Source organism: Pseudomonas sp. SWRI154, from assembly GCF_014268645.1.
GTDB lineage: Bacteria > Pseudomonadota > Gammaproteobacteria > Pseudomonadales > Pseudomonadaceae > Aquipseudomonas > Aquipseudomonas marvdashtae.
On the sequence record NZ_JABWQW010000025.1, the window covers coordinates 1 to 12012 of the forward strand.

Annotated in this window: 10 protein-coding genes; 6 read left to right on the top strand and 4 right to left on the bottom strand. The window is 59.4% G+C overall.

Annotated features, from left to right (window positions below):
- Nucleotides 1-336: 336 nt before the first annotated feature.
- Nucleotides 337-1830, bottom strand: coding sequence for a CoA-acylating methylmalonate-semialdehyde dehydrogenase (locus HU806_RS20065; protein WP_186613636.1), 1494 nt, complete (start codon nt 1828-1830; stop codon nt 337-339).
- A gap of 63 nt (nt 1831-1893) precedes the next feature.
- Complete coding sequence (gene aptA, locus HU806_RS20070; RefSeq protein ID WP_186613638.1) at nt 1894-3243, bottom strand: omega-aminotransferase AptA; 1350 nt, start codon at nt 3241-3243, stop codon at nt 1894-1896.
- A 123-nt stretch (nt 3244-3366) separates the two neighbouring features.
- On the opposite strand from aptA, the gene HU806_RS20075 reads away from it, so the two are divergent.
- From HU806_RS20075 to HU806_RS20095, 5 genes are all read left to right on the top strand, one after another.
- Nucleotides 3367-4287: a LysR family transcriptional regulator gene (locus tag HU806_RS20075; protein WP_186613640.1), complete on the top strand. Its 921-nt coding sequence runs from the start codon at nt 3367-3369 to the stop codon at nt 4285-4287.
- 105 nt (nt 4288-4392) lie between these two features.
- Nucleotides 4393-5043 carry a TetR/AcrR family transcriptional regulator gene (locus HU806_RS20080; protein WP_186613642.1) on the top strand — a complete coding sequence of 217 codons (651 nt, stop codon included), beginning with the start codon at nt 4393-4395 and terminating at the stop codon, nt 5041-5043.
- A 6-nt stretch (nt 5044-5049) separates the two neighbouring features.
- The gene (locus HU806_RS20085) at nt 5050-5643 is read left to right on the top strand and encodes an IMPACT family protein (RefSeq protein ID WP_186613644.1); all 594 of its coding nucleotides are present in this window, start codon (nt 5050-5052) and stop codon (nt 5641-5643) included.
- 413 nt (nt 5644-6056) lie between these two features.
- Complete coding sequence (locus HU806_RS20090) at nt 6057-6743, top strand: SDR family oxidoreductase (RefSeq protein WP_186613646.1); 687 nt, start codon at nt 6057-6059, stop codon at nt 6741-6743.
- Between the two features lie 148 nt (nt 6744-6891).
- On the top strand, nt 6892-8250 hold the full coding sequence (locus HU806_RS20095) for an 8-oxoguanine deaminase (RefSeq protein WP_186613648.1): 1359 nt from the start codon (nt 6892-6894) through the stop codon (nt 8248-8250).
- A gap of 28 nt (nt 8251-8278) precedes the next feature.
- Here HU806_RS20095 and HU806_RS20100 read toward each other — a convergent pair whose 3' ends face one another.
- Nucleotides 8279-9370 carry a calcium:cation antiporter gene (locus HU806_RS20100; RefSeq protein ID WP_186613650.1) on the bottom strand — a complete coding sequence of 364 codons (1092 nt, stop codon included), beginning with the start codon at nt 9368-9370 and terminating at the stop codon, nt 8279-8281.
- A gap of 186 nt (nt 9371-9556) precedes the next feature.
- Here HU806_RS20100 and HU806_RS20105 point away from each other — a divergent pair, with 186 nt between their 5' ends.
- Nucleotides 9557-10510 carry an adenosine deaminase gene (locus HU806_RS20105; protein ID WP_186613652.1) on the top strand — a complete coding sequence of 318 codons (954 nt, stop codon included), beginning with the start codon at nt 9557-9559 and terminating at the stop codon, nt 10508-10510.
- A 42-nt stretch (nt 10511-10552) separates the two neighbouring features.
- On the opposite strand, the gene HU806_RS20110 is transcribed toward HU806_RS20105, so the two are convergent.
- Nucleotides 10553-11929 (bottom strand): MFS transporter, encoded by a 1377-nt coding sequence (locus tag HU806_RS20110; RefSeq protein ID WP_186613654.1) that lies wholly within the window; start codon nt 11927-11929, stop codon nt 10553-10555.
- Nucleotides 11930-12012: the final 83 nt, after the last annotated feature.

Sequence of the window (12012 nt, forward strand, 5' to 3'; positions counted from 1 at the left end):
CGTTAGCGGGAGGCGAATTCTACAGCGTTAGTCGCTGCTGTCAACACCTCTTTTACACCGCTTTCGACCGAGAGGATCGAATCGTCGACAGAGCCAAACAACACCGCCCCATCCACTCCTTCCGCGCCTCGATAAACTGAAGCCTGCCTACATCGAAACCTACTTAACTCGTTGAAACTCAAGGAGTTTTCCGTTTCGACTGCGCCGGAAGTGGGGCGAATTATAGACACCCAGGATTTGCCGTCAACCCTTTATTTCATAATTCTGTCATATCGGTCAAAAAGCTCCGTAAACACAGAGGCCTGCGTCCCAGGGCGCAGGCCTCTCATCTACCTTTTACAAGCTAGGGAAAGCAAACTGCGAAGCCTCGTGGCTGGCGCGCTGTGGCCAGCGCTGGGTAATGGCCTTGCGGCGAGTATAGAAACGCACTCCGTCCGGACCGTAGGCATGCAAGTCGCCGAACAGCGAACGCTTCCAACCACCAAAGCTGTGATAGGCGACAGGAACCGGCAATGGAACGTTAACGCCGACCATCCCTACTTCAACCTCATCGCAGAACAACCGCGCTGCTTCACCATCCCGGGTAAAGATGCACGTGCCGTTGCCATACTCGTGATCGTTGATCAGTTGCATCGCCTCTTCCAGGCTGTTGACCCGGACGACGCACAATACCGGCCCGAAGATCTCTTCCTTATAGATGCGCATTTCAGGCGTTACGCGATCAAACAGGCAGCCTCCCAGGAAAAAGCCCTCTTCGTAACCGCTCACACTCAAGCCACGGCCATCGACGACCAGCGAAGCCCCCGCTGCCACACCGTCTTCTATATAGCTACTGACTTTGTCGCGATGCTGACCGGTCACAAGCGGCCCCATGTCCAACCCGCAAGACGTCCCGGCACCAATCTTCAACGCATTGATTTGCGGCACCAACTTGGCCACCAGTGCATCCGCCACCTGGTCACCGACACACACCGCCACCGAAATCGCCATGCAACGTTCACCGCATGAACCGTATGCCGCGCCCATCAGTGCGCTGACGGCGTTATCCAAATCTGCATCCGGCATCAGCACCGCATGGTTCTTGGCACCGCCCAGCGCCTGGACGCGCTTACCGCGTCGGGTACCTTCGGCATAGATGTACTCGGCAATCGGCGTCGAGCCGACAAAACTCAGCGCCTTCACCTCTGGCGCCTCGATCAACGCATCCACTGCCGTCTTGTCGCCATGGATTACGCTCAGCACACCCTTGGGCAATCCCGCTTCCAGCAATAGCTGGGCGATCAACAGGGTGGAACTCGGGTCGCGCTCGGACGGCTTGAGAATGAAGCAATTGCCGCAGACGATCGCCAGCGGATACATCCACAGTGGCACCATCGCTGGAAAGTTGAACGGAGTGATACCCGCCACAACTCCCAAAGGCTGAAAGTCTGACCAGGCATCGATGTTCGGTCCTACGTTGCGGCTGTATTCACCCTTCAGTATTTCCGGCGCCGAACAAGCGAACTCGACGTTTTCAATACCGCGCTTGAGTTCACCAGCGGCGTCCTCCAAGGTCTTGCCATGCTCTTCGCTGATCAGTTGGGCAATGCGCGACTCGTTCTGCTCCAGCAACTGCTTGAAGCGAAACATTACTTGGGCACGCTTGGCCGCCGGCGTGTTGCGCCACGCGGGGAAAGCCGCCTTGGCGGCATCGATGGCCTGCTGGACCGTTGCGCGATCCGCCAGCGGCACCTTATGGATAGCCTGGCCAGTGGATGGGTTGAACACGTCGGCGGTGCGCGCACTATCGCTCGACAGCTCGCCATTGATCAAATGCGGGATGAGGCTCATGAGGACTCCAGACAATTCGCTCACCAGGCGCCCGCTACAGGGCGCCTGTCTATAAAGAAGAAATCAGTCGATTTTATTCAACACTTCACCGACCGCATCGAACAGACGATCCAAATCATGCGGTTTGCTGTTGAACGTCGGTCCGAACTGCAGGGTGTCGCCGCCGAAACGCACGTAGAAACCGGCCTTCCACAGCGCCATGCCCGCCTCGAACGGGCGCACGATGGCATCACCGTCGCGCGGAGCAATCTGGATCGCCCCGGCCAAGCCATAGTTGCGAATATCGATGACGTTCTTCGAGCCCTTCAAACCATGCAAGGCGTTCTCGAAATGTGGCGCGACCTCGGCCACGCTTTGCACCAGGTTTTCTTTCTGCAACAGGTCCAGTGCCGCCAAGCCTGCCGCGCACGCCACTGGGTGCGCCGAGTAGGTATAGCCATGGGGAAACTCGACGGCATATTCAGGTGTCGCCTGGCTCATGAAGGTCTGGTAGATCTCGGAGCTGGCAATCACCGCCCCCATGGGGATCGCGCCATTGGTGACTTGCTTGGCGATACACATCAGGTCCGGAACCACGCCAAAGCTATCAGCGCCAAACATTGAGCCGGTACGACCAAAACCGGTAATGACCTCGTCGAACACCAGCAGGATGTTGTGCTGATCGCAGATGTCCCGCAGGCGTTTCAGATATCCCTCCGGCGGCACCAAGACACCGGCAGACCCGGCCATCGGCTCGACAAATACCGCAGCGATATTGGAAGCGTCGTGCAGTTCGATCAACTTCAACAACTCATCGGCCAACGCAATACCGCCTTCCTTGGGCATGCCACGCGAATAGGCATTGCTGGCGAGCAAAGTGTGGGGCAAATGATCGACGTCCATCATGGCCTGGCCGAACAATTTGCGATTGCCACTGACGCCGCCAAGGCTGGTGCCGGCGATGTTCACGCCGTGATAACCACGGGCGCGGCCGATCATCTTGGTCTTGGTCGCCTGTCCCTTGAGGCGCCAATAGGCGCGAACCATCTTCACTGCGGTATCGGCGCACTCGGAACCGGAGTCGGTGAAGAACACATGGTCAAGATTGCCCGGAGTCAGGCTGGTGATTTTTTCCGCCAACTGGAACGACAGCGGATGCCCGTATTGGAAGCCCGGCGAGTAATCGAGCGTACCTAGTTGCTTGGCGACCGCTTCCTGGATTTCCTTGCGGGTGTGTCCGGCGCCGCACGTCCACAGGCCTGACAGCGAATCATAGACCTTGCGGCCCTTGTCATCGGTCAACCAACTGCCTTCGGCGGCAACGATCAACCGAGGGTCGCGTTGGAAGTTGCGATTCGCCGTGTAAGGCATCCAGTGGGCATCCAGCTTGAGCTGGCTGGCCAGTGAACCGGGAGCGTGTTCGGGCATGTTCATCGACAAAAACCTCGCATGGCGTAAGCGGCATGAAATCAAAAGCGTTCTTGCAGCTAAATTGCCACGGGGATAAAGTCGGTGAAATCCAACTTTTCTAACCTTCAGTCAGCAGATCACTAAACTATGAGCGTCCGTCGTTCCGATCCCCTGGCCCAAGTCAGCGACTTCGACATCCGCTTGCTGCGCATTTTCCGAAGCGTAGTGGAATGCGGGGGATTCTCTGCCGCCGAGACGGTGCTCGGGATAGGCCGCTCAGCCATTAGCCAGCAGATGAATGATTTGGAACAGCGCCTGGGCCTGCGCCTGTGCCAGCGCGGGCGCGCTGGATTTTCCCTGACGGAAGAAGGCCGCGAAGTCTATCAATCAGCCCTGCAGTTATTAAGCGCGCTGGAAAGCTTTCGTACCGAGGTCAACGGCCTTCACCAGCACCTGCGCGGTGAATTGACCATCGGGCTGACGGACAACCTCGTCACTCTGCCCCATATGCGCATTACTCATGCCTTGGCCCAGTTGAAGGAGCGCGGGCCAGATGTGCAAATCCAGATCCGTATGATCGCGCCCAACGAAGTCGAGCAAGGTGTGCTCGACGGTCGCCTGCACGTCGGCGTAGTCCCCCAGGCCAGCGCGCTTTCCGGCCTCGAATATCAACCGCTCTACAGCGAACGCTCGCTGCTGTACTGCGCGGTGGGACATCCGCTGTTTTATGTCGATGACCAGCAGCTCGAAGACGCGCGTCTCGACAGCCAGGACGCCATCGCCCCGACCTTTCGCCTGCCCACCGAAATCCAGGCTCATTACCAGGCACTCAATTGCACCGCCAGCGCCTCGGATCGCGAAGGCATGGCGTTCCTGATTCTCACCGGGCGCTATATCGGTTACCTGCCGGATCACTACGCCAATCTTTGGGTCCAGCAAGGCCGGCTGCGAGCACTCAAACCCTTGGCACGCTTCTACGATCTGAGCCTGGCATCGGTCACGCGCAAGGGTCGTCGCCCTCATTTGGTGCTGGAAAGTTTCCTCGAAAACCTGGCGGCAACCCGCTGATAAATATCCACCGCACGGCTTTTATAGCGACGGCACTTGTCGGATCGGCACCGGTGCGCTATGAACGCATTTGCCCGCACCCACAGACCTAGCCCGGAAACGTCCATGACCTTTGAAGTTCCCGCCCATGGTGGCAAGCCTACCGGCCGCATTCGTCAAAAGAATGAGGAGACTATCCTCAGGGCCGCCGAGGATGAGTTCGCCCGGCACGGTTTCAAGGGCACCAGCATGAACACCATCGCCGTGAAAGCCGGATTGCCCAAGGCGAACCTGCATTACTATTTCACCAACAAGCTCGGGCTCTACGTGGCAGTGCTGAGCAACATCATTCAGTTGTGGGACAGCACGTTCAACTCTCTGACGGCCGAGGATGATCCGGCGCAGGCGCTGACCCGCTATATCCGCGCCAAGATGGAGTTTTCCCGGCAGCATCCCCAGGCGTCGAGGATCTTTGCCATGGAGGTGATCAGCGGCGGCGAATGCCTGAGCGAATATTTCAACCAGGACTATCGCGCTTGGTTCAAGGGCCGCGCAGCCGTGTTCCAGGCGTGGATCGATGCGGGCAAAATGGATCCGGTCGATCCGGTGCACCTTATCTTCCTGCTGTGGGGCAGCACCCAGCATTACGCCGATTTCGCCACGCAGATCTGCCGCGTAACTGGACGCAGCAAGTTGACCAAGCAAGACATGATCGATGCCGGCGACAACTTGATCCGCATCATCCTCAAAGGCTGCGGCCTGACACCAGACCTCTAGGATTCCATGCCTTATACCCTCGCCGGCTTTTGCGAATACCGAGAAGAGATCCGCAAGAGCCGATTCATTACCTTCGCGGCCCCCATCGCCAGCCCCGCCGAGGCCCAGGCCTTTATAGAGCAGCACAGCGACCCTGATGCCACGCATAACTGCTGGGCTTGGAAACTGGGTGACCAGTACCGCAGCAACGACGACGGCGAACCGGGCGGCACCGCCGGGCGCCCTATCCTGGCCGCTATCCAGGCCCAGGACTGCGACCAGGTCGTGGTGCTGGTCATTCGCTGGTACGGCGCAATCCAGCTGGGTACCGGCGGCTTGGCCCGCGCATACGGCGGTGGCGCCAACAAATGCCTGCAAAACGCCGAGAAAGTTGAATTGATCAGCCGCGTGGCGCTGCACTGTATGTGCAGTTTCGCGGAGCTGGCCTTGGTGAAACTGCGAATTGCCGAATGCGGTGGCCTGGTCAATACCGAAGATTTCACCGCCAACGGCGTGGCGCTTCAATTGGCCGTAGGCGAAGCGCACATCGAAAGCCTGCAAACGCGACTGGCCGACTTGAGTCGCGGACAGATACTACTGGAGCGCCGGGAAGCTCCCTGACAGTCGAGACAAGATTGGATTTGCCCACATGCCCTGTGCACCCGCCTGTGGATAAGCTGGGCGCAGCGTGCTGTAACCCTTCTGTCATGCGGGTTTCCGAGCTTTGCTCACTTTTCGTACAAGGATTGACAGACGCGCCGAATACGACGAGAAAACAAACGCTTGCAGCGCTTTATCACCTTTAGAAGAAAGCGATACAGGGCTTATGCCTCAGTTTTCAGTTTGCACACAATAACTGTGGAGGAACCTGTGGATAACCCGTTCATGGCTCAAGCCGCCCCAAGAACAGCATGGTTCGCAGCCGTCTGCCTACTTTTTAACCAGCGGGTCATGCATTACCTCGCAAACTGAAACAACAGCCCGGGCAACGTTGTCCATTACATCCGAAACCTGCTCTTTCAAGGAAAGCATTCATGAATTCGGCAAAAAACGCATTGGTCATCGGCGCCTCCAGAGGCTTGGGCCTTGGTCTGGTGAAGACGCTCGTCAGCGACGGCTGGAACGTGACGGCCACCGTGCGCAACCCGCAGAACGCGCAGGCTTTGGAAGCGCTGGGCGCGGTGCGGATCGAAAAGCTCGACATGGATGACCAGCAAGCCGTCATAGCCTTGAGCCAGCGGCTCAAGGATCAAACCCTTGACTTGTTGTTCGTCAATGCCGGCGTCAAGGGCCCCGCCAACCAAAACCCGGGGGGCGCGACGCTGGCCGAGGTCGGCCAATTGTTTTTCACCAACGCCGTGGCGCCGATCAACCTGGCCCAGCGTTTCGTCGGGCAGATCCGCGAAGGCAGCGGTGTGCTGGCCTTCATGAGTTCGGTGCTGGGTAGCGTGACCATGCCCGATGCGCCAGAACTGGCGCTGTACAAAGCAAGCAAGGCCGCGCTCAACTCCATGACCAACAGTTTTGTCAGCCAATTGGGTGAACAGACACTGACCGTGCTATCGCTGCACCCGGGCTGGGTAAAAACTGACATGGGCGGTGAAGGCGCCGACCTGGACGTGGAGACCAGTACCCGTGGGCTGATCGATCAGGTCAATGCTTTTGCCGGCAAGGGCGGTCACCACTTCGTCAACTACAAGGGCGAGACGATTCCCTGGTAAATACCAAGGCGCTCGGCAGGGCACTGGATAAGTGCCCGCCAACCTGAGTAAACTCCGAACCTCGCCCTTCCCCCGGCGACCCTGGATCAGCAGACAGGGCATCACTGAGCTGGCTAACCTGAACCCACTTTCAGAGGAGCCGGCCACCATGCCTGCGACCCGTACCTGGTTAAAAAATCCCCTCGCCATTTTCACCGCCAACGGCCTCGATGCCCATGGCGGTCTCGTCCTGCAGGACGGTGTGATCGTCGAACTGCTCCGCGCCGGGCAAAGTCCCGCGCAACCTTGCGACAGCGTGTTCGACGCTCGCGAACATGTGATCCTGCCGGGACTGATCAACACCCACCATCATTTCTACCAGACCCTGACTCGCGCCTGGGCGTCCGTGGTAAGCGAACCGTTGTTCCCCTGGCTGAAAACTCTCTACCCAGTGTGGGCGCGACTGACCCCGGCAAAACTCGCGCTGGCAAGCAAAGTGGCGTTGGCTGAACTGTTGTTGTCGGGCTGCACCACGGCGGCCGACCACCACTATCTGTTTCCCGAAGGCCTGGAAAACGCCATCGACGTGCAGGTGGAAACTGTCCGTGAACTGGGCATGCGCGCAACGTTGACCCGCGGTTCCATGAGCCTGGGCGAAGCGGACGGAGGTCTGCCGCCGCAGCAGACCGTGCAGCAGGGCGAGGTGATTCTCGACGACAGCCAGCGGCTGATTGCTCAATACCATGAGCGCGGTGACGGCGCGCGAATCCAGATCGCCCTGGCGCCCTGCTCGCCGTTTTCCGTCACGCCCGAGATCATGCGCGCCAGCGCCGAACTGGCGGAAAAACTCGATGTGCGCCTGCACACGCATTTGGCCGAAACCCTCGATGAAGAAGACTTCTGCCTGCAACGCTTCGGCCTGCGCACCGTGGACTATCTGGACAGTGTCGGCTGGCTCGGCCCGCGCACCTGGCTGGCCCATGGCATCCATTTCAACCCTGACGAAATCACCCGCCTTGGCGCCGCCGGGACCGGCATCTGCCATTGCCCCAGCTCCAACATGCGCCTGGCCTCGGGCATCTGTCCGACGCTTGAGCTGATCGACGCCGGCACACCGCTGGGCCTGGGCGTGGACGGCTCGGCGTCCAACGATGCCTCGAACATGATCCTCGAAACCCGCCAGGCGCTCTACATCCAGCGCCTGCGCTATGGCGCGCAAGCGATCACACCGGAGCGCGTGCTCGGCTGGGCGACCCGAGGCTCGGCGCAACTGCTGGGGCGCAGCGACATCGGTGAATTGGCGGTGGGCAAACAGGCCGACCTGGCGCTTTTCAAACTGGATGAACTGCGTTTCTCCGGCAGTCATGACCCGATTTCAGCGCTGCTGCTATGCGGCGCCGACCGGGCGGATCGAGTGATGATCGCCGGGCAATGGCGAGTGATCGACGGGCAGGTCGAGGGGCTGGACCTGAAGGGACTGATCGCCGACCACAGCCAAGCGGCGCGGGAGCTGATCGCAGCCTCCTGATCCCACCCATATGCGGATCGCCCGGGCGTTAAAGTCCAAGCAACGACAACATGATAAAGGTCGCAAAGAGCACAAAGTGGGTCATCCCTTCGATGGCGTTGGTTTCGCCATCGTTGAGGTTGATGGCACTGACGATCAGCGTGATGAAGATCATCACTGTCTGCACCGGCGTCATCGCCATTTGGAAAGGCTGGCCGGTGTAAAGCGCCATTGCCTCCATCACCGGCACGGTCAGGATCACGGTGGACAGCGACGCCCCCAGCGCGATGTTGACCACCGACTGCATACGATTGGCGAGGGCCGCGCGCAAGGCGGTGAGAATCTCCGGTGCAGCGGAAATGGCCGCCACCAGGATCGCCGTCACCACTGGCGGCGCACCCGAGCCTTCCAGTCCCAGGTCAACGGCCTTGGACATGACCTCCGCCAGCGCACCGATCACCACCACGCCAAACACCAACGCACTGATGGAAAACGCCAGGCTGATGGGCTTCGGCTCGTTTTCTACCGGCTCCTTCTTACGACGTTTTTCCGGGTAGCTGTAGCTGAAGAAATAACTGTGGGGCCCCACCTGCATACGCAGGAACAAGGCGTACAACACGATCATTGCGCCAATGGTGAATGCCGAATAATGCTTCCAGTTTTCTTGCGGAATGAACTCCGGCACCACCATCGATACACCCATGGCCGTGAGGATCATCACGCTGTAGGTGCGCGCCGAATCGTCGTTATAAACCTGCTCGCCGTGCTTGAGCCCACCCATCAGCGCCGCCAGCCCGAGAATACCGTTGATGTCGAGCATGACCGCTGAATAAATCGTGTCCCGCACCAGCGTCGGCGATGCCTCATTGCTCATCATGATCGCCAGGATCACAACCTCCACCAACACCGCAGACAAGGTCAAGATCATGGTGCCGTAGGGATCGCCAACCTTTTCCGCCAACAGTTCAGCGTGGTGAGCGACACGCATGGAGGCGGAAACGATAAAACCGATCAACACCAATCCACCAACCAGCGCCACGACCCGCCCGCTACCCAGCAGCCAATGCTCCAACGGATAAGCGACGAATGCGGCAAGCAGCGCCAGTAACAACAGTTTTTCTTGCTTGATCAACGTGAGCATCGTGGGCCTGTCGCCATGGATGGGTCATGAGCTACTAGACTGTGACGTGCCGGGAACGTTTCCTCCAGATGTGACGTAGCTGCCTCGTGCCATGGACACTTAGTGGATCAGGCGGTCAGGTTTTGCCCGACATCGGCGCCCGTCCCTGTAGAATGCCCGCCATCGATTCGCTGATGAGAAAAAAACATGTACGACTGGCTTAACGCCCTGCCCAAGGCTGAACTGCATTTGCATCTGGAAGGCTCGCTGGAGCCCGAGCTGTTGTTCGCCCTGGCCGAGCGCAACAAGATCGCCTTGCCCTGGAATGACGTGGACACCCTGCGCCAAGCCTATGCCTTCAACAACCTGCAGGAATTTCTCGACCTGTATTACCAGGGCGCCGACGTACTGCGCACGTCCCAGGATTTCTACGACCTGACCTGGGCCTATCTGCTGCGCTGCAAGGCACAGAACGTCATCCACACCGAACCGTTCTTCGATCCGCAGACCCACACCGACCGAGGCATTCCATTCGAAGTGGTGCTCAATGGCATCGCCGCCGCGCTCAAGGATGGCGAGCAACAGCTGGGGATCACCAGCGGCTTGATCCTGAGTTTCCTGCGCCACCTGAGCGAAGAACAGGCCGAAAAAACCCTCGACCAAGCCCTGCCGTTTCGCGATGCGTTCGTGGCCGTGGGCCTGGACAGTTCGGAGATGGGTCATCCGCCAAGCAAGTTCCAGCGGGTATTCGACCGTGCTCGCCATGAGGGCTTCCTGACCGTCGCCCACGCAGGCGAGGAAGGCCCACCCGAGTACATCTGGGAGGCGCTGGACCTGCTGAAGATCCAGCGCATCGACCATGGTGTCCGGGCGATTGAAGACGAGCGGCTGATGCAGCGGATCATCGACGAACAGATCCCGTTGACGGTGTGCCCGTTGTCCAATACCAAGCTGTGCGTGTTCGACGACATGTCGCAGCACAATATCCTCGACATGCTCGAGCGCGGCGTGAAGGTCACGGTGAACTCCGATGACCCGGCGTACTTCGGCGGCTACGTCACCGAAAACTTCCACGCGCTGCATACCCATTTGGGCATGACCCAGGACCAGGCCAAACGGCTCGCGCAGAACAGCCTGGATGCACGCTTGGTGAAGTCTTAAGTCATGTGCCGTTGGGTTACTGGAACACCTGTGGCGAGGGAATCATCGTCCCCCCTCGCTCAACTCCTCCAGCGTCTTGCCTCGCGTCTCCATGCCAAACAACCAGACCACGCCCGCCGCCACGGCAAAGCACAGTGCGCCGAGGGCGAACACGCCGCCCTGGCCGGTGATAGGAAATACCAGTCCGGTCACCATGGGCCCGAGCAACGAACCGATGCGCCCGACCGCAGAGGCGAAGCCCGAGCCAGTGGCTCGGGCTGAGGTGGGATACAGCTCCGGCGTATAGGTGTAGAGCACCGCCCACATGCCGAACAGGAAAAATTGCATCAGCAGACCGGTACCGATCAGCAGGCCGATGTTGCCGCCGAATACCGCGCTCTGGCCGTAAAGAAACGCCATCGCCCCGCCTCCCAGCAGCGTGATAACGCACACCGGCTTGCGTCCCCAACGTTCCACCAGCCATGCCGCCATCAGGAAACCGGGAATCCCGCCGAGGGAAATCAGCACGGTGTAATACACCGATTGGGTCACGGCGAAGCCCGACTGCTGCAACAACGCGCTGAGCCAGGACGTCAGGCCATAGAAACCGAGCAAGGCAAAGAACCAGACACTCCAGATCATCATCGTGCGCTGGCGGTACAGCGGTGACCAGATCTGCGTCAGGGCCGAGAAAAAATTGCCGGGAACCGTAGCCAGTCTTGGCAGGCGAATCGGCTCAGGCAAGTCGCGTCCTCCCAGCGAAGCCCGGACCTTCTCTTCGATCCGCTTGAGCACGGCATCCGCCTCGTCACCTCGACCGGCCTGTTCAAGCCAACGCGGCGATTCCGGGATGAAAAAACGAATTGCCAGGACGAACACCGCCGGCACCGCCAGTACCAGAAAGATGTCCCGCCAGCCAATCACAGGGAGCAGAAAATAAGACAGCACCCCGGCCGCCACGAAGCCCAGCGGCCAAAAGCCGTCCATCAGGGCGATGTAACGCCCTCGGCGCTTCGCAGGAATCAGCTCCGAGAGCATCGATTGGGCAATCGGGAATTCCATGCCCATGCCGACCCCCAGCAGGACCCGGAACAGCGTCAAGGTCTCGACGTCCTGAGCGGTGGAGCACAGGTAACTGGCAAGCCCCCACAGCACGATGCTCCATTGGAACACCGGTTTGCGGCCAAAACGATCGGCCAACATGCCCGACAATGAAGCCCCCACCACCATGCCGAAGAAGCTGGAGCTGGCAAGCAACCCAGCCTGGGCGGAGCTCAGGCCGAACTCGGTTTTGATCGAGCCCAGCAGGAACGTCATCATTGCCAGGTCCATCGAGTCGAAGAAAAAAGCCAAGGCGATGATGATGAAAATGACCCGGTGGTAGCCGCTGATGGGCAACCGTTCCAGTCTTTCCGCTGCACTGTAGGCGTGAGTGTTCATGTTGCGCTCCCCAATCCGATAGATCCCCGGACCGAGTGTGCGCGAACCTCGCAGGCAGCTATTGCTGATTGCGACCTGTCTAC